Origin of the sequence: Microbacterium sp. SYP-A9085, assembly GCF_009649635.1 — a bacterium.
In the GTDB taxonomy this organism is placed as follows: domain Bacteria; phylum Actinomycetota; class Actinomycetes; order Actinomycetales; family Microbacteriaceae; genus Microbacterium.
This window is the reverse complement of the sequence record NZ_WJII01000002.1, coordinates 496,231-514,077: the sequence shown is the minus strand read 5'-3', so window position 1 is coordinate 514,077 and position 17,847 is coordinate 496,231. Positions and strand designations below refer to the sequence as shown.

General features: G+C 71.9%; 13 protein-coding genes. 7 read left to right on the top strand and 6 right to left on the bottom strand.

All coding sequences use genetic code 11. The annotated features are described in order from the left end of the window. Positions 1 to 68: 68 nt before the first annotated feature. The 4 genes from GH740_RS07075 (at position 69) to GH740_RS07060 (ending at position 6,271) form a co-directional block, all read left to right on the top strand. On the top strand, positions 69 to 1,592 hold the full coding sequence (locus tag GH740_RS07075) for an Ada metal-binding domain-containing protein (protein ID WP_153745360.1): 1,524 nt from the start codon (positions 69 to 71) through the stop codon (positions 1,590 to 1,592). Next, positions 1,589 to 2,083, top strand: a complete 495-nt coding sequence (locus GH740_RS07070; RefSeq protein ID WP_153745359.1) for a methylated-DNA--[protein]-cysteine S-methyltransferase — start codon at positions 1,589 to 1,591, stop codon at positions 2,081 to 2,083. The genes GH740_RS07075 and GH740_RS07070 overlap by 4 nt, the downstream gene beginning before the upstream one ends. A gap of 565 nt (positions 2,084 to 2,648) precedes the next feature. After that, positions 2,649 to 4,463, top strand: coding sequence for an ABC transporter ATP-binding protein (locus GH740_RS07065; protein WP_153745358.1), 1,815 nt, complete (start codon positions 2,649 to 2,651; stop codon positions 4,461 to 4,463). Beyond that, on the top strand, positions 4,460 to 6,271 hold the full coding sequence (locus GH740_RS07060; RefSeq protein ID WP_367640957.1) for an ABC transporter ATP-binding protein: 1,812 nt from the start codon (positions 4,460 to 4,462) through the stop codon (positions 6,269 to 6,271). The genes GH740_RS07065 and GH740_RS07060 overlap by 4 nt, the downstream gene beginning before the upstream one ends. A 23-nt stretch (positions 6,272 to 6,294) precedes the next feature. Here GH740_RS07060 and GH740_RS07055 read toward each other — a convergent pair whose 3' ends face one another. Then, positions 6,295 to 6,747, bottom strand: a complete 453-nt coding sequence (locus GH740_RS07055) for an N-acetyltransferase (protein WP_153745357.1) — start codon at positions 6,745 to 6,747, stop codon at positions 6,295 to 6,297. Positions 6,748 to 6,901: 154 nt separating this feature from the next. Between GH740_RS07055 and GH740_RS07050 the strand changes: the two genes are divergently transcribed. Then, positions 6,902 to 9,121: an NADP-dependent isocitrate dehydrogenase gene (locus tag GH740_RS07050; protein ID WP_367640955.1), complete on the top strand. Its 2,220-nt coding sequence runs from the start codon at positions 6,902 to 6,904 to the stop codon at positions 9,119 to 9,121. A gap of 61 nt (positions 9,122 to 9,182) precedes the next feature. On the opposite strand, the gene GH740_RS14305 is transcribed toward GH740_RS07050, so the two are convergent. Continuing rightward, positions 9,183 to 10,592, bottom strand: coding sequence for a L,D-transpeptidase (locus GH740_RS14305; protein WP_153745355.1), 1,410 nt, complete (start codon positions 10,590 to 10,592; stop codon positions 9,183 to 9,185). A gap of 283 nt (positions 10,593 to 10,875) precedes the next feature. On the opposite strand from GH740_RS14305, the gene GH740_RS07040 reads away from it, so the two are divergent. Next, complete coding sequence (locus GH740_RS07040) at positions 10,876 to 11,970, top strand: ROK family protein (protein ID WP_367641056.1); 1,095 nt, start codon at positions 10,876 to 10,878, stop codon at positions 11,968 to 11,970. 164 nt (positions 11,971 to 12,134) lie between these two features. Continuing rightward, complete coding sequence (locus GH740_RS07035) at positions 12,135 to 12,914, top strand: glucosamine-6-phosphate deaminase (protein WP_153745354.1); 780 nt, start codon at positions 12,135 to 12,137, stop codon at positions 12,912 to 12,914. Between the two features lie 16 nt (positions 12,915 to 12,930). On the opposite strand, the gene GH740_RS07030 is transcribed toward GH740_RS07035, so the two are convergent. The 4 genes from GH740_RS07030 to nagA all read right to left on the bottom strand — a co-directional run bounded on the left by GH740_RS07030 (position 12,931) and on the right by nagA (position 17,764). Further along, the gene (locus tag GH740_RS07030) at positions 12,931 to 14,289 is read right to left on the bottom strand and encodes an FAD-binding oxidoreductase (RefSeq protein WP_153745353.1); all 1,359 of its coding nucleotides are present in this window, start codon (positions 14,287 to 14,289) and stop codon (positions 12,931 to 12,933) included. After that, on the bottom strand, positions 14,286 to 14,660 hold the full coding sequence (locus GH740_RS07025) for a YrdB family protein (RefSeq protein WP_153745352.1): 375 nt from the start codon (positions 14,658 to 14,660) through the stop codon (positions 14,286 to 14,288). Before GH740_RS07025 ends, GH740_RS07030 begins: the two co-directional genes overlap by 4 nt. Positions 14,661 to 15,031: 371 nt before the next feature. Then, complete coding sequence (locus GH740_RS14075) at positions 15,032 to 15,991, bottom strand: hypothetical protein (protein ID WP_253941276.1); 960 nt, start codon at positions 15,989 to 15,991, stop codon at positions 15,032 to 15,034. A 627-nt stretch (positions 15,992 to 16,618) separates the two neighbouring features. Continuing rightward, positions 16,619 to 17,764, bottom strand: coding sequence for an N-acetylglucosamine-6-phosphate deacetylase (gene nagA, locus GH740_RS07015; protein ID WP_153745351.1), 1,146 nt, complete (start codon positions 17,762 to 17,764; stop codon positions 16,619 to 16,621). Positions 17,765 to 17,847: the final 83 nt, after the last annotated feature.

Genomic DNA, 17,847 nt, shown 5'->3' with positions numbered 1-17,847 from the left:
CCTGCGGCCGCCACGGCCATGTCCGATTTCCGCGAGCCGTTGTCGTCGGGGCGTGTCAGGCTAGGGGCATGAGCCTGGCGACGATGACCTTCGACGAGCGCTACCGCGCGATCGACGCGCGGGATGCGCGGTTCGACGGGCAGTTCATCACGGCCGTCCGCTCGACCGGCATCTACTGCCGCCCGAGCTGCCCGGCGCGCACCCCCAAGCCCTCGAATGTCACGTTCTACCCGACCGCGGCCGCGGCCCACGAGGCCGGCTACCGCGCGTGCAAACGGTGCCTGCCGGACGCCGCGCCCGGCTCGCCGGAGTGGAACCTGCGCACGGATGCCGCGGGCCGGGCCATGCGCCTGATCCAGGACGGCGTCATCGAGCGCGAGGGCGTGCCCGGGCTCGCCCGCCGGCTCGGGTACTCCGCACGGCAGCTGAACCGCATCCTCACGACCGAGCTCGGCGCAGGGCCCGTCGCGCTCGCCCGTGCGCACCGTGCGCACACGGCCCGGATGCTGCTGGTCGGCACGGCGCTGCCCGCGGCGGACGTGGCGTTCTCATCCGGGTTCGCCAGCATCCGCCAGTTCAACGACACGATCCGCGAAGTGTTCGCGATGACGCCGCTGCAGCTGCGCGCTCGGCGGCACACGGTGCCGTCCGGCGACGCGGCCGGCGGCGGCATCCGGCTAATCCTCGCGCACCGCGCGCCGATCGACCTCGCCGGGCTGTTCGGCTGGATGAGCGCGCGTGCCGTGGACGGCATGGAGCAGGCGGATGCCGCGTCGTACGCGCGTACGCTCGCGCTGCCGCACGGACCGGCTCGGATGCGCATCCACGCCGAGGACGGCACGCTCCGCCTGGACGCGCAGCTCGCGCACCTGTCCGACCTGCCCGCGCTGCTCGCGCGTGCCCGCCGGCTTTTCGATCTTGACGCCGACCCCGCCGCCGTCGACGCCGCCCTGTCGCGGCATCCCGAGCTCGTGCCCGCGGTGATGGCGGTGCCCGGCATCCGCGTCCCGGGCGCGGTCGACCCGGACGAGATGCTCGTGCGCGCCATGATCGGGCAGCAGATCTCGGTCGCCGCTGCTCGCACCGCACTCGGCCGGCTGACCGCGGCCCTGGGGGAGCGGCTCGCCGACGGCGGCATCCTGTTTCCCACCATGACCGCGATCGCCGAGCGCGGCGCCGAGGTGCTGCGCGGGCCGGGTGCCCGCATCCGCGCCATCACCGGCGCCGCGGCGGCCGTCGCCGAGGGACGGCTCGAGCTGGGCCCCGGGGACGACCCGGGGCGGCAGCGGGCCGCGCTGCTCGCGCTGCCGGGCATCGGGCCGTGGACCGCCGACTACGTGCGGATGCGGATCACCGGCGACCCGGACGTGTTCCTGCCCGGGGATCTCGCGGCGCGGGCGGGCGCCGCTCGCCTCGGCCTGCCCGCCGACCCGAAGCCGCTGGTGGAGTGGGCGGCCCGCGCCGCCCCGTGGCGCAGCTACCTGACCGCGCACTTCTGGCGCACGGCATCCGTCCAGGCCCCTCCGGTCACCGCGATCACCCCCAGCCTCTCGGCCACCTCGACCACCTCGACCAGGAAGAGCACCTCATGAGCAGCACATGGCAGACCATCGACACCCCCGACGGGCCGTTCACTATCGTCGCCGACGAGGGTGGGAGTGTGCTGGCGTCCGGCTGGACCGGAGATCTTGAGGTCGCCGTCGCCCGGATCCACCCGCGGCTGCGGCCGACGGATGTCGTCGCCGGGCGGACCGAGGCGGCGGAGGCCGTGGACGCGTACTACCGCGGCGACGTCGCGGCCGTGGGCACGGTCGCGGTGCGGCAGCTCGGGACATCCATGCAGGAGACCGGATGGCGCGCGCTGCGCGCCATCACCCCCGGCGCGCCGCTGTCGTACACGGAGTTCGCGGCGGCGCTCGGCCGGCCGTCGGCCGTGCGCGCGGTCGCGTCCATCTGCGCCCGGAACGCGCCGGCGCTGTTCGTGCCATGCCATCGTGTGCTGCGCGGCGACGGCTCGATGGGCGGCTTCGCCTGGGGCGTCGACGTCAAGCGGAGCCTGCTGACCCGCGAGTCCGCCGCCTGACGCCTCGCCCCCCGTCCCGCGAGGCAGCCCCGAACTTCGCGAGGCAGCCCCGAACTGCGCGAGGCAGCCCCGAACTTCGCGAGGCATCCCCGAACTTGCCGAGGCAGCCCCGAACTTCGCAGGGATGCCTCGCGAATTTGGGGGATGCCTCGCGGAGTTGGGGGATGCCTCGCGGATTTGGGGGATGCCTCGCGGACTTGAGGGATGCCTCGCGGACTTGAGGATGCCTCGCGGATTTGGGGGATGCCTCGCGGATTTGGGGGATGCCTCGCGACAGGGGGGTGTGTTGCGCGCGGAGGAAGCGCGGGCATAGGCTGGAGGGCTGTCGCGAGCGGTGCCCGCGACAGCGCCACGTCGATCCGAGGAGGAAGCCATGTATCAGGCCGTCAGTGCTGCAGGGCCGGTCGTCTTCCGTCCGATCGTCGCCGGGCCGCTCGCCGAGGGATAGCCGCTCCGCCACCGCCTCGTCGTCGGCACGACTGACCGACATCCCGCGGCCGTATCGGTCGCCGCTCCGGTGCCCCTCCGGGTCACATCCGTCTGCCATCCACCCCTTCCAAGGATCATGACTTCCACGTCTTCGCAGCGACTGTCCACGCCGCGCGCGCTCGCGCGCCTCATCCCCTTCGTCAGGCCGGTCATGCCACGCCTTGTCGGCGGGATGCTGACAGCCCTGGCCGCCACGATCATGACGCTGATCATCCCGATCGTGCTCCAGGGCGCCGTGGACGGCCCGATCGCCGACGGCCACATCCCGCTCATCGTCTGGGCGTGCGCCGGCGTGCTCCTGCTGGGCGCGCTCGAGGCGCTGTTCGTGTTCCTGCGCCGCGCGTTCGTGCTCGGCCCCGCCACGAAGGTCGAGTACGAGATCCGGCAGGAGTTCTACCAGCGGCTGCAGCGGCTGCCCGTCGCGTTCCACGACCGCTGGCAGTCGGGTCAGCTGCTCAGCCGCATGATGCAGGACATCAGCCTCGTCCGCCGTTGGCTCGTGTTCGGCGTGATCATGCTGGTCGTCAACCTGCTCACCGTGGTGATCGGCACCCTGCTGCTGTTCCGCTGGCACTGGGCGCTGGGGACCGCGTTCATCGTCATCTCGGTCCCGCTGTGGTTCTTCGGCTACCGGTTCGAGCAGCGCTACGGCACGCTCACCCGGCAGAGCCAGGACCGCGCCGGCGACCTCGCGACCTCCGTCGAGGAGAGCGTGCACGGCATCCGGGTCCTGAAGGCGTTCGGCCGGGGCAAGCACGCGCTGGCGAAGTTCACCCGGCAGGCCGACAGCCTGCGCGGCATCGAGATGCGCAAGGCGCGGGAGGTCGGCCTGCTGTGGTTCTGGCTCGAGTCCGTGCCGATGCTCGCGTTCGGCGTCTGCCTGCTGCTCGGCATCTGGCTGGCCACGCTGGGCCAGCTCACGGTCGGCGAGCTGTTCGCGTTCTTCGCGATGGCGACGGCGCTGCGGTGGCCGCTGGACTCGCTCGGGTTCCTGTTCTCGTTCCTGATGGATGCGCGCACCGCCACCGACCGGATCTTCGAAGTGTTCGACGAGCAGGACACTATCGCCGACCCCGAGCATCCCGCCACCATCGGCCAGCCTCGCGGCGAGCTCGCGTTCCGCGGCGTGCGGTTCCGGTATCAGGATGCCCGCGCAGGGGAGCGGGATCTGCTCGACGGGATCGACCTCGTGCTGCGTCCCGGCGAGACGATGGCCCTGGTCGGGCTCACCGGCTCCGGAAAGACGACGCTGACGACGCTGCCCGCCCGCCTCTACGACGTCACGGGCGGCCGCGTCGAGCTGGACGGCGTCGACGTGCGCGACCTCACGCTCACCGAACTGCGTCGGCACATCGCAATGGCGTTCGAGGATGCCACGCTGTTCTCGGCCACCGTGCGCGAGAACGTGCTCCTGGGCCGCGACGACCTCGACATCCACAGTCCGCAGGCGCAGGCCGTGCTCGATGAAGCCCTGCAGACCGCACAGGCGCAGTTCGCGTATGAGCTGCCCGAGGGCGTCGACACCACCGTCGGGGAGGAGGGGCTCAGCCTGTCCGGCGGGCAGCGCCAGCGGCTCGCCCTGGCCCGCGCGGTCGCGGCGGCGCCGACGGTGATGGTGCTGGACGACCCGCTGTCGGCGCTGGATGTCGACACCGAGGCGCTCGTCGAGGCGGCGCTGCGGCGGGTCCTGGCCGCCACCACGGCCCTGATCGTCGCGCACCGCTCGTCCACCGTGGCTCTGGCCGACCGGGTCGCGCTGCTCGAGGACGGCCGGATCACGGCCGTCGGCACGCACACCGAGCTCCTGCATTCCAGCGAGCACTACCGCTACGTGATCTCGAGCCTGCAGGACGAGGATCAGCGCGTGCGGACGACGGAGGTGAACCTGTGAGCACTGTCTCTGGAACCGCAGGCGAGGACCGCAACGACTACACGAAGGCGGAGAGCCGGGCGATCCGGCAGCGCTCGCTGCGCCTGCTCGGGTCGCTGGTCGCGCCGATGCGCGGGCTCGTGGTCCTCTCCGCGGTGGTCATCGTCGTCTCCACCGCGCTGCAGGTGATCGGCCCCGCACTGATTGCGTTCGGCATCAACGTCGCGCTGCCGCGTGCGCTTGCGGCGGCGGACTGGATGCCGGCGTTCGGCATCACGATCGCGTACCTCGTGGTCGGGGTCGTCGGGGCGCTGCTGATGGGCTGGTTCGTCGTGTTGTCGGCGAAGCTCACGCAGACGATCCTGCTCGACCTGCGCACTCGGATCTTCCGGCACACGCAGCGGCTGAGCCTGGAGTTCCACGAGACGTACACGTCCGGCCGCATCATCTCGCGGCAGACCAGCGACCTCGAGGCGATCCGGGAGCTGCTGGACGGAGGCCTGAACCAGCTCGTCTCCGGCGCCCTGTTCGGCGTGTTCACGCTGATCTCGCTGTTCCTGCTGGACTGGCGCAGCGGCGCGGTCCTGATCTGCATGGGCCTCCCGCTCGCGCTGCTGATGCGCTGGTTCTACCGGCAGTCGCAGAAGGGCTACCGCGAGTCGCGCGTGGTCTCGGCGCGGCTCATCGTCCAGTTCGTCGAGACGATGACCGGCATCCGCGCGGTGAAGGCATTCCGCAAGGAGAAGCGCAACGACGGCGAGTTCGGCGAGATCTCCGCCGAGTACCGGCGGGTGAACCTGCGCCTGGTGAACCTGTACGGCGTGTTCGATCCCGCGCTGATCCTGCTCGCGAACGTCACGATGGCGGTCGTGCTGCTCTGGGGTGCGTTCCGGGTCGTCGACGGCACGCTGCTGATCGGCACGCTGCTGGCGGCGGTCCTCTACATCCGCAACTTCTTCAGCCCGCTGGAGGAGGTGGCCATGTTCTTGAACTCCTACCAGTCCGCGACCGCGGCGCTGGAGAAGGTCTCCGGCGTGATGGAGGAGGAGCCGAGCGTCCCCGACCCGATGCAGCCGGTGGACCTGTGGGACGCGAAGGGCGCCGTGCGATTCGACGATGTCTCGTTCGCGTACGGCGCGGGCAAGACGGTCCTGCCCGACTTCTCGCTGCAGATCCCGGCCGGGCAGACTGTGGCCCTGGTCGGCACCACCGGTGCCGGCAAGTCCACGCTCGCCAAGCTCGTGTCCCGCTTCTACGACCCCTCGAGCGGGGCGGTGATGCTGGACGGCGTGGACCTGCGCGACCTCCACCCGAAGGACCTGCGCCGGGCCATCGTCATGGTCACGCAGGAGGCGTACCTTTTCAGCGGCACCGTCGCCGACAACATCGCCCTCGGCAAACCGGATGCCACGATGGACGAGATCAGCGCCGCCGCGCGGGCCGTCGGGGCGGATGCCTTCATCGCGGCGCTTCCGGACGGCTACGACACGGACGTCAACAAGCGCGGCGGGCGCGTCTCGGCCGGGCAGCGGCAGCTGATCTCGTTCGCGCGCGCGTTCCTGGCGAATCCGGCGGTGCTGATCCTCGACGAGGCGACGGCGTCACTGGACATGCCCGGCGAGCGGCAGGTGCAGGAGGCGCTGCAGACGCTGCTGGCCGACCGCACCGCGATCATCATCGCGCACCGCCTGTCGACGGTCGCGATCGCCGACCGGGTGCTGGTGATGGAGCACGGCCGCATCGTCGAGGACGACGCCCCCGAGACGCTGATCGCCGGCACCGGCAGGTTCGCGCAGCTGCACGCCGCGTGGCGCGAGTCGCTCGTGTGACATCCCCGCGACGGGGTGTCGGGTCAGAGCGTGATCTCGGCGATGACCTCGCCGTACTCGGTCTCGCCCACGGGGACGAACCCGACGCGCTGGAAGAACTTCTCCGGGCCGCCACTGCCGGCCTCGTAGATGACGTCCACGTGGCTCATGTTGCGCTTGCGCGCCTCGTCCAGCAGCCCGTCCACGGCGAACCGGCCGACACCGCGCCCCTGCTCGTCGGCGTCCACGTTGATCCGCCACAGCACGGACCGGAAGTGCTCCTGCGGGAAGTCCGGGTCGAAGTTCGCGCTGATGAACCCCACAACCTCGTCGTCGTCGACGACGACCCGCTGCCACGAGGTCTGGGGGTTCACGACGGTGGCCGCGATGCCGTAGCTGACCGGGGAGAGGAACTCCTCCTGGCCGGGCTTGAGCGAGAAGTTGTTCACCGCCACGATCGTCGACGCGGACAGTTCCACCAGTCGTAGCTCGCTCATAACGCCAGGGTAACGGCAATTGCCGTTCCGGCACATGGCCCCGCCACGCGCGGACGCGGTCCACGCCCCTCGAGATATCTCGATATCAAGATATCTCCGGGGTCACGATAAGCTGGAGACACCCCATTCGAGCGACAAGACGAAGAGGCCCGCGGTGACCGACTCCACCATCATCTACACCTACACCGACGAGGCGCCGGCACTGGCTACGGCATCCTTCCTGCCCATCGTGCAGGCGGTCGCAGGGACGGCGGGAGTGGATGTCGCCACCCGCGACATCTCGCTGGCCGGCCGCATCCTCGCCGCGTTCCCGCAGGACCTCACACCCGAACAGCAGGTCGGCGACGCGCTCGCCGAGCTCGGCGGGCTCGCCACGCTCCCCGAGGCGAACATCATCAAGCTCCCCAACATCTCCGCGTCGATCCCGCAGCTGAAGGCCGCCATCGCCGAACTGCAGGGCAAGGGGTACGACATCCCGGACTACCCGGACGAGCCGTCCACCGTCGAGGAGAAGGACGTCCGCGCCCGCTACGACCGGATCAAGGGCTCCGCCGTGAACCCGGTGCTGCGCCAGGGCAACAGCGACCGCCGCGCGCCGCTGTCGGTGAAGAACTACGCGCGCAAGCACCCGCACACGAACAAGCCGTTCCCCGCCGGGTCGAAGACCCGCGTGGCCACGATGGGGCACGACGACTTCGCGCACAACGAGAAGTCCGTCGTCCTCCCCGCCGACGATGTGCTGACAATCCAGCACATCGCCGAGGACGGCACCGTCACGGTGCTCAAGGACGGCCTGAAGGTGCTCACCGGCGAGATAGTGGATGCCACATTCCTGTCCGCCGCGGCCCTGGACGCGTTCCTCGCGCAGACGATGCGGGAGGCCGACGACGCCGGCGTCCTGTACTCCGTGCACCTGAAGGCCACGATGATGAAGGTCAGCGACCCGATCATCTTCGGGCACGTCGTGAAGGCCTACTTCGCGGACGTGTTCACCCGATACGGCGAGCAGCTCGCCGCCGCGGGGCTCAGCGCGAACGACGGCCTGGGCTCGATCCTGACCGGTCTTGCCGACGTGGACGGCGGCGCCGAGATCGCCGCCGCCATCACCGCGGATCTTGCCCGCGGCCCGCGGCTGTCGTACGTCAACAGCGACCGGGGCATCACGAACCTGCACGTGCCCAGCGACGTGATAGTGGACGCGTCGATGCCGGCGCTGATCCGCAACGGCGGAAAGCTGTGGGGCGTGGACGGCGGCGAGGACGACACACTGGCCGTCATCCCGGACTCGTCCTACGCCGGCGTGTACCAGGCCGTGATCGACGACGTCATCGCGAACGGCCCGCTGGACCCCGCCACGATCGGCACCGTGCCCAACGTCGGACTCATGGCGCAGGCCGCGGAGGAGTACGGCAGCCACGACAAGACCTTCGAGATCCCCGCCGCCGGGCGCGTGCAGATCGTCGGCGGCGAGGGCGACGTGCTCATCGAGCACGCCGTCGGCAAGGGCGACATCTGGCGGGCCACCCAGACGAAGGACGTCCCGGTCCGCGACTGGGTGCGCCTGGCCGTGACGCGCGCCCGCGCGACCGGCGACCCCGCCGTGTTCTGGCTCGACGCGAACCGCGCGCACGATGCGCAGCTGATCGCCAAGGTCGCCACCGAGCTCGGCCGGCTGGACACCGCCGGGGCGACCACGACGATCCTGCCGCCGTCCGAAGCCGCCCGCTACTCCCTGGCGCGCATGCGCCAGGGGCTGGACACCATCTCCGTCACCGGCAACGTGCTGCGCGACTACCTCACCGACCTGTTCCCGATCCTCGAGGTGGGAACGAGCGCGAAGATGCTCTCGATCGTCCCGCTGCTGGCCGGCGGCGGGATGTTCGAGACCGGCGCCGGCGGGTCGGCGCCCAAGCACGTGCAGCAGCTGCTGGCGGAGGACTACCTGCGCTGGGACTCGCTGGGCGAGTTCTTCGCCCTCGCCGCGTCGTTCGAGCACTACGCGACGGTCACCGGGAACGCGAAGGCGCAGGTGCTCGCCGACACGCTCGACCGCGCGACCGGCACGTTCCTGGAGAACGACAAGTCGCCCGGCCGCAAGCTCGGCACCATCGACAACCGCGGCAGCCACTTCTACCTCGCCCTGTACTGGGCGACCGAGCTCGCCCAGCAGACCGACGACATCGAGCTGGCGGCGGCGTTCGCCCCGGTCGCGAAGGCGCTCGCCGCGAACGAGACCACGATCGTCGACGAGCTCCTGGCCGTGCAGGGGTCCCCGGTCGACATCGGCGGCTACTACCGCCCCGACGGCGACCTCGTCGCGAAGGTGATGCGGCCGTCGGCGACGCTGAACGCCATCATCGACGGCCTGCGCTGACAGCGGCGGGTGGCTGCCGACGGCATCCACCCCTCGGCGTCGGCCTCGCGCGGTCAGCCGGCTAGCGGCGAACGGTGACCTCCATGCCGTACGGCGCCCAGTCGTAGATGTACTTGGCGACGTCGATCGGCATGTTCACGCAGCCGTGGCTCATCACGTGCCCGAAATTGCGGTGCCAGTACGTGCCGTGGAAACCCACGTCCGGCGCGAAGTAGGTGACCCAGGGCACGTTCCTGGTGCAGTACTCGGCCCCGGGGAAGCATCCCATGTCCTGGATGCGCACCTTCGCGAACACCCGGAAGTAGCCCGTCGGGGTGTCGTGCCCGACCGCTCCGGTGGACACGAGGTAGCTGCGCCACAGCTTCCCGTCCTCGTAGAAGTAGGCGCGCTGGTCGCTGAGGTCGACGATCGCGCTGCGGGACACCGTCGTCGTGGTGGCCTTCGCGAGCGTCACCGGCACCTGGTACTTCCCGTCGCCGGCGGCCAGCTGCGCCGCGAACGCCGCCGCCGCACCGGATGTGTCGCCGAGGGTCCGCCCGTCCAGCGGCTCGGTGGCCGTGCCCAGCAGCTTGCCGGCGGTGTCGGTCACCTCGACGCCGGTGCGCGGCTTGCGGTCGACCTTGACGGCGAGCGTGTCCACGACGCGCTGGATCGCGGCGGTGTCGGCGGTGACGACGAGCTTCCCGTCGGCGGGCGTGACGGTGAGCCAGGATGCCGCGACCTTGCGGTCCACGGGGACGGCGCGCTCCTCGCCGACGTAGAACCCGATGGTGCCCAGCAGCGTGTTCAGGGACGCGGCCGTGCTCTCCGCGGTCGCGGTGGACACCGCGGGGGATGCCGGGACCTTCACGGCATCCACCGAGACGGGTGCGCCGCCGGCGAAAGCGTCCTGCAGGGCCGTGGTGACGGTGCCGAGGTCGATCTTCGTGCCGTCCGCAGCGGGGCTCGCGGCGTACATCCCCGACCCGGCATCGAAGCGCACCCCGGCATCCGTCGCGTCCTGGTACAGGCCGGGGGCGGCACGACGCAGCGCCGCTGTGGCCCGGGCCTCGTCGAGCGCGACGGGCGCCTGCAGCCGGCCCGCGAACCACGCCGCGAGGTTCCACATCGGGTGCTGCCGGAACGCGGAGTCCGCCAGGGCCTTGGCATCCACCCTGGCCCCGAGGTCGGCCCCGGTGAGCGTCGCCTCGACGCCGGCGCCGGTGAGCCGGATCGTCGTCTTGTCCAGGTGCGACTGGATGGCGGCGGCCGCGGCCCCCGGCGTCATGCCGCCCACGGCGACGCCGGCCACGGCGGTGCCCGGCGCTATCAGGATGAGGGACGCGGCGATCACGCCGACGAGGACGACGGCGGCGGGCGTGCCGAGCCACAGTCCCAGACGCCGCCGGCGGCGCGGGGCGGGCGCGGGCGCCCACGCGTACGCGACGTCGCCCGGCGCGTCGATGCCGGGTTCTTGTGGTGCCTCACCCACGGTCGCCCCCTGTTCCCCCTGGGCGTCAATGCTAATGGACCACCGGGCCGCAGTCGGGAGGATCGGGCACCCAGGCGGGGCGTCGGAGCCCCGGCGCGATAACGTTTCTGTAAACCCGGTGCGAACCGGGCGGACGAGCTTGCGCCGACGGTGTTCGTAAGGTTCACTAACAAATGTGTCGTCATCGGACGTGCGGCGTGAGCCTTCCGCAGCCGGAACCCCCGCACCCGCCGCGTCCGCGGCATCCGCGGGTCCGGTCGCCCGCGCCCGCTCGCGGCGCGCCGTGAAGGTCCTCCCCGAGCACGCCCGCGCCCACAACCGCGCCCTCGTCCTGCAGACCCTTTTCCACCGCGGCGCCATGAGCCGCGCCGACCTGTCACGGGAGACCGGCCTCACCCGCGTCACCATCTCGGACCTGGTGGCCGAGCTCATCGCCGACGGACTCATCGCCGAGAAGGGGATGCGCGAGGTGTCGCGGCCCGGCAAGCCGGCGATGCTCGTCGACCTCGACCGCGACGGCCACCGCATCCTCGGCCTCGACCTGTCCGGCACCGCCGTGTTCACCGGCGCACTGCTCACCCTGGACGGCACAATCCTCGTCCGCCGCGAGGTGGCGCACCCCGGCCCCGACGGGGATGTCGTCGGCACCATCGTCGCGTTCGCGCGGGACCTCGTCGCCGACGCGCACGCTCCCCTCCTCGGCATTGGGGTGGGCACGCCCGGCATCGTCGACGACGCCGGCGTCGTGCTCACCGCCCCAAACCTGGGACTGACAGGATTCGACCTGGAGGGCACCCTCCGCGGCGCCCTCGGCCTGCCGGTCGTCGTCGCGAACGATGCGAACGCCGCGGTGCTCGCCGAGTACACGTTCGGCGGTGCCGGCGACGACGTGATCCTCGTCCGTGTCGGCCGCGGCGTCGGGTCGGCGCTGCTGTCCGACGGCCGTCCCCTGATCGGCGGCCGCTTCGCGGCGGGTGAGATCGGGCACGTCACGGTCGGCACCGACGGCGGTCCCCGCTGCTCGTGCGGACGGGACGGATGCCTCGAGGCCTGGATCGCGGTACCCGCGCTCACCGATCGGTTGGCGGCGGCATCCGGTCCCGTCGCCGGCGCCGCCGTCCTGCGCGACGCGGGCGCCCGGCTGGGGTTGGCGCTGGCGCCGATCGTCGGCGCCCTGGACCTGTCCGAAGTGGTCCTGTCCGGCCCCCGCGACCTGCTCGACGGCCCGCTCGCGGACGCCACCGCGCAGACCCTGCGCGCGCGGACGCTCGCCCGGGTACACGACGGCATCCGGGTGCGGATGACCGACCAGGGGCCGGACATCGTGCTGCGCGGGACCGCGGTGATGGTCCTGTCCGCGCAGCTCGGCGTCTCCTAGCTCCGTCCCCGACCCCGCGACACAACGCACCCGAAGAGAGCGAACCGCGCACATGACCGGCCCGATCAGAGTTGGCCTCGACGTCGGCGGGACCACGACCGACGCCGTCGCCGACGACGGGCGCGTCAGCACCGCCCACGACACCCCTACCGAGAGGGCCACCCATGGCTGAAGTCATCATCGTCCCGGACGCCGCCGCGGCGGGCGCGCTCGTCGCCGACGAGATCGTCGCGCTGGTCGCCGCCGACCCGGAGGTCGTCCTGGGTCTTGCCACCGGCTCGACACCACTGCCGGTGTACGAGGCGCTGCGGCCGCGCCTGGCGGGGATCGACGTATCCCGGGTGCGGGGCTTCGCACTCGATGAGTACGTCGGCATCGATTCGCAGCATCCGCAGAGCTACCGCAACGTGATCCGGCGCGAGGTGATCGAGCCGCTCGGCCTGGACCCCGACCGCATCCGCGTGCCGAACGGCGCCGTCGCCTCGATCGAGCACGCCGGCGCCGACTACGAGCAGGCGATCGAGGCCGCCGGCGGCGTGGAGCTGCAGATCCTCGGGATCGGCACCGACGGGCACATCGGCTTCAACGAGCCGGGCTCGTCGTTCGCCTCGGCCACGCGCGTGAAGACGCTGACGCAGCAGACCCGCACCGACAACGCGCGCTTCTTCGACTCGATCGACGAGGTGCCGATGCACTGCATCACGCAGGGGCTGGGCACTATCCTGCGCGCGCGGCACCTGGTGCTGCTCGCGTTCGGCGAGGGCAAGGCGGATGCCGTCGCCGGCGCCGTCGAGGGGCCGGTCACCGCGTCGCTGCCCGGCTCGGCGATCCAGCTGCACCCGCGCGTGAGCGTCGTCGTGGACGAGGCCGCGGCATCCCGGCTTCGGTTCGCCGACTACTACCGCTACACGTGGGACAACAAGCCGGCGTGGCAGGAACTGTGAGGGATTGACGCCCTGCTTACGGGGCGAAGACCTTCCCCGGGTTGAGGATGCCGAGCGGGTCGAACACCGCCGCGATCCGCCGCTGCAGCTCCCACTGGTCCGGGCCGAGCTCGTCGGCCAGCCAGCGGCGCTTGAGCACGCCGATGCCGTGCTCGCCGGTGAGCGTCCCGCCCAGCCGCAGCGCGGCGCGGAACACGTCGTCGGCGGCATCCCAGATCTCCTCGGGCACGTCGGGGCCGTCGAAGATGAAGTTCGGGTGCAGGTTGCCGTCGCCCGCGTGCGCGACGGTGGGGATGACGACGCCGTGCTCGCGTTCGACGCGGGCTATCTCGTCGAACATCTCGGCGAGCCGGCTGCGCGGCACCGCCACGTCCTCGATCAGCGTGGTCCCGAGCGACGCCATCGCGGCGTGCATGCTGCGGCGCACGGCGAGCAACCGCTCACCCTCCTCGCGATCGGCGGAGACTTCGACGTGTCCGCCATGCGCGCGCAGGACCACCGCGATCGCGGCGGCTTCGGCGGCGGCGGCCGGGCCGTCGGTCTGGATCGTCAGCTGCGCGGCCCCGTCGGGGACGGGCAGGGCCAGGAGCCTGTGCACGGCGGCCAGGCTCGTGGCATCCATCAGCTCCATGATCGCGGGCTGGATTCCCGCGGCGGTGACGGCGGCGGATGCCGCGGCCGCGGCGCGGACGTCGGCGAACATGCCCACTATCGTGTGCACCTCGCCGGGGACCAGGCGGCGCAGCTTGAGCGTGGCGCCGACGACGACGCCGAGCACGCCCTCGGAGCCGATCAGCAGGCTCGTCAGGTCGAGGCCGGTGACGCCCTTCACGCTGCGGTGGCCGAGGTGCAGCAGACGGCCGTCGGCGAGGACGACGTCCAGGCCGAGCACGGCATCCCGGACCACCCCGTACTTCGCGCACAGCAGGCCGCCGGCGCCGGTCGCTATGTTGCCGCCGACGGTCGAGATCGCGCGGCTCGCGGGGTCGGGCGCCCACCACAGGTCGTGCGCGGCGAGCGCGTCGTTGAGGTCGGCGTTGAGGATGCCGGGCTCGACGACCGCGAGCAGGTCGTCGGGGCTCACCTCGAGGATCCGGTCCATGCGCCGCAGCGAGAGCGCTATAGCGCCGGTGCCGGTGTTGGCGCCGCCGGCGAGGCCAGTGCCGGCGCCGCGGGGCACGACCGGGGTGCGCGTCGCAGTGGCGATCCGCAGCGTCGCCTGCACGTCGGCGACGGATGCCGCGTGCACGACCGCGAGGGGCGTGCCGGCCTCCGCATGCCCGGATTTGTCGGCGCGGACCGCCTGCAGCGCGGCATCCGTCGTGTCGACGCTCTCGCCGAGCGCGGCGCGCAGCAGGGCGACGACATCCGTCATATGAAGCGGCGGCGCCCGGCGATCACGCCCGCGGTGACGGCGACGAGGGCGAAAGCGAGCCCGATCCAGGCCTGGCCCATGTGCCACCACGCGATCGTGGCGGCCGCGTAGACGAGCAGCTCGACGACAGCGCGGACGAAGGGGTGCACCGGGACCATCGCGCGGGGGGAGACGAACAGCGCCCAGAGCAGGATCGCGACGATCGGCAGCCCGAGCCCGAGCACGATGTTCCATGGGAACACCCACGCGGCGAAGCCCCAGAACGCCAGCGTGAAGAACGCGAAGAGCTCGCACAGGAACGCGACGACGTCGACCGCCGACAGCGGCTCGCGGGTGCCCGGCGCGGGCGCGGCGTGATCGGGGGAGGACATGCCCTCAGTCTACGTTGGGGCGCGGTGCGGGGAGCGGGGTGCGGGGTGGGGGGGCGGGGTTCAAGTCGTCTCCTTCGCGCTGCAGTTTTCCGCGTCCGCGCCACGGAACTCCTGGCGCGGGTGCAGATTTGTGTAGCGCGAGGATCCGGACGTCGCCTGCGCTGCACGTCCTCGCTCGCGCTGCACGCCTCTGCTCCCGCTGCGATCTTGTGCGTGCGCTGCTCCGTTTCGCGGTGCCGATTCGCTCGCGCTGCAGTTTTCCGCGTTCGCGCCACGGAACTCCTGGCGCGATTGCAGATTTGTGTAGCGCGAGGATCCGAGCCGCCTCGCGCACGGCCGGAGCCGCAGACGACGCCGCGCCGCGGCATCCTCTACGGGCGTGGTCGTGAACAGCGCATGCCGTCCCCGACGAGGATGTCCCAGATCCGGCGCGGATGATCCGCGTCGGTGGCTTCCCACCGGGAGAACCCCCGCACCTCGCGACGGATCTCGTTCTCGCGGTTCTTCTCGTCGATGACGATGTGCGCGGCGTCGCGCCCTGCCCCGAACTCCGGGCTGAGGTATTTGCCGCGTCCGTCGATTTCGCACCAGTGATCCTCGTCCTCGAACAGGAGGTCTGCGATCGCGAGCCGGCCGCTGCGCAGCACGCGACGCGCCTGCACGACGGGTGTGGGGAAGCCGAGCTGCACGACGACGACGCGGCTCTGCGATTCCCGGACGTTGGCGGCCGTCGGGTCGGCGAAAGCGATGACTCGTCGGGCTTTCACGTCGCCGCGGCGCGGTCGGCTGTCGCCCAACCTGCGCAGGATCTCCTCGATCGTGGTCAGCGGCCCGCCCGGCCGGTCGGCCCAGATGGCCTGGTCGACGGCTGTCACGGCCTTCGTGAACGGGAGGGTGCGCGCGAGATCGAGCGCGGTCTGCGCCGGCGTCGTGATCTCGTGGTTGCCCCAAGGCACCCGCTCGACGTCATCCAGACCGAGAGCGTGCCGACGGGTCGTGCCGCTCGACCGCCCGCCCGTCGCCCACGTCGTCGTGACATCCATGTGCCGAGGCCAGGGGCCGAGGATGTCGATTCCGTGCAGCGCTGCAGCGGCGCAATGCGAGATGACCGCGGGGCTCTCCCGCCGGCGCAGGGCCTCTTCGACAAAGACGCGGTGACGGTCGAGTGGCGAGAGTGCGTTCCAGTCCGCGGTGGGTGTGAACGCGCCCGGGACGATGCGCGTCCACTCGCCGGCATCGATCGCGCGGCGCAGGCGCCGGTCGTCGACCGGGTCGAGCGGCCGGTCGGATCGGCGGATGAAGGCGAGCGTCGAGTCGAGCTGGAGCGTCATGCGTACGATGGTGCCGCTCCGCGCGGGCGTGACGATGACGTCACGCGACAGATGGGGAGAAGTCGCGGAGTCCGGGCGATTTCGCTGGTCTGGGGAGGCGCCGGGAGATGGATGCCGCGGCTGCCGCGTCGTGTCCCGTGCGGCATCCGCGGGTTGTGCGCTGCACCGTTCTGCGTTCGCATCAGCGAGTTCGTGGCGCGGACGCGGATTTCGTGTAGCGCGAGGTGGCTGCATCCTTTGCGCTGCATCGTTGCGCGTTCGCTGCTGGGAATCCCGGGCGCGGACGCGGATTCCTGTAGCGCGAGGTGGTGGGTGAGGCGCTGGGGCGCGCGACGCATGGCGCGGACGGATGCGTCCTTCGCGGTGCGTTCGATCGTCGAGCCCTTCGCGCTGTAGCGTTCTGCGTTCGCGTCAGCGAATTCGTGGCGCGGACGCGGATTCGTGTAGCGCGAGCGCGTAGCGGGCCCGGCAGAGCGCCACGAAGCGGCCGAGCGCGGCGGCCGAGCGATCCGACCGAACGAAGCGCCCGAGCGAAGCGCCGAGCGAAGCGCCCGAGCGAAGCGCCCGAGCGCAGCGGCCGAGCGCGGCGGCCGAGCGCACCGTGAGCGCGGCGCCCGCCCGCGCGCGCTAGACCGGCGCCCCGTCGACCCAGACCCGGCGCACCGTGAGTGCGTCGTCGAGGAGCACGGCGTCGGCGGCGCGGCCGGGCGCGAGCGAACCGAACCTGTCCGCGACGCCGACCGCGGCGGCGGGAACGGCGGTGGCGGCGGCGACCGCGGCGGGCAGCGGCATCCCGACCCGCGTGACCATGAGCCGGATCGCGGCGTCCTGGGTGAGCGTCGATCCCGCGATGGCGCCGCCCTCCACGAGCCGTGCCACCCCGCCGGATACCGAGACCGCGAGACCGCCCAGGTTGTACTCGCCGTCCCCCGCGGCCGCCGCCGCCATGGCATCCGTGACCAGGGCGACCCGGCCCGGCGCCCCCTGCACGAGCAGGCGGATGACGTCGGGGTGCACGTGCGTGCCGTCGGCGATCACCTCGAGCGTCACCCGCTCGTCGTTCAGCGCCGCGACCACGGGCCCCGGCGCCCGGTGATGGATGCCGGGCATCGCGTTGAACGCATGCGTGAGGATCGTGGCTCCGGCATCGAACGCAGCTCGCGCCGCCGCGTCGTCGGCATCGGTGTGCCCGACGGCGACGGCGACCCCCGCCGCCGACAGGCGCCGGATCGCCGCCATCCCGCCGGGCAGCTCCGGGGCGAGCGTCACCTGCCGGATCGTCCCGGCGCCCGCCTCCAGCAGCCGGTCGATCGCCGCGGCATCCGGCGCGCGCAGCAGCGACGCGGGGTGCGCGCCCTTGTGTCCGACGTCGAGGAACGGTCCCTCCAGGTGCGAGCCGAGGACCGTGGGATCGGCGGCCGCCAGCTCCGCAACGACCGCCGCGCGCGCGGCGAGATCCTCGATCGGCGCGGTCACCAGCGAGATCACCGCGCGCGTGGTGCCGTGCGCACGATGCACCGCCCGCGCGGTCGCTATCGCCGCCTCGCCGTCGTCGTACGCCGCGCCACCCCCGCCGTGCCCGTGGATGTCCACGAAACCGGGCGTCAGCCATGCCCCGTGCGCGTCGTCGACGGCGCGCGGCGCCAGCTCGCGCCATCCCGCACCCGTGCCCCGTGCCGCCACCGTGCCCGCCGCGAACGCCACCCACGCATCGTCGGTGACGCTGCCGTCGTCGACGAGCCGGGCGGAGTGGATGACGCGGTCAACACTCATCGGCCGGCCCACGCGATCTCGGGCGAGCGGAAGATGGTGCGGCCGGGCACAGGCGCGAGCACGGCGGCGGCCTCCGTACCGCG

Bases quoted from the DNA above. Each gene is read 5' to 3' on its own strand.
- GH740_RS07035 (WP_153745354.1), top strand. From the start codon at position 12,135: ATGGCTGAAGTCATCATCGTCCCGGACGCCGCCGCGGCGGGCGCGCTC.
- GH740_RS07075 (WP_153745360.1), top strand. From the start codon at position 69: ATGAGCCTGGCGACGATGACCTTCGACGAGCGCTACCGCGCGATCGAC.
- nagA (WP_153745351.1), bottom strand. From the start codon at position 17,764: ATGAGTGTTGACCGCGTCATCCACTCCGCCCGGCTCGTCGACGACGGC.
- GH740_RS07030 (WP_153745353.1), bottom strand. From the start codon at position 14,289: ATGACGGATGTCGTCGCCCTGCTGCGCGCCGCGCTCGGCGAGAGCGTC.
- GH740_RS07070 (WP_153745359.1), top strand. From the start codon at position 1,589: ATGAGCAGCACATGGCAGACCATCGACACCCCCGACGGGCCGTTCACT.
- GH740_RS07055 (WP_153745357.1), bottom strand. From the start codon at position 6,747: ATGAGCGAGCTACGACTGGTGGAACTGTCCGCGTCGACGATCGTGGCG.
- GH740_RS07025 (WP_153745352.1), bottom strand. From the start codon at position 14,660: ATGTCCTCCCCCGATCACGCCGCGCCCGCGCCGGGCACCCGCGAGCCG.
- GH740_RS14075 (WP_253941276.1), bottom strand. From the start codon at position 15,991: ATGACGCTCCAGCTCGACTCGACGCTCGCCTTCATCCGCCGATCCGAC.
- GH740_RS07065 (WP_153745358.1), top strand. From the start codon at position 2,649: ATGACTTCCACGTCTTCGCAGCGACTGTCCACGCCGCGCGCGCTCGCG.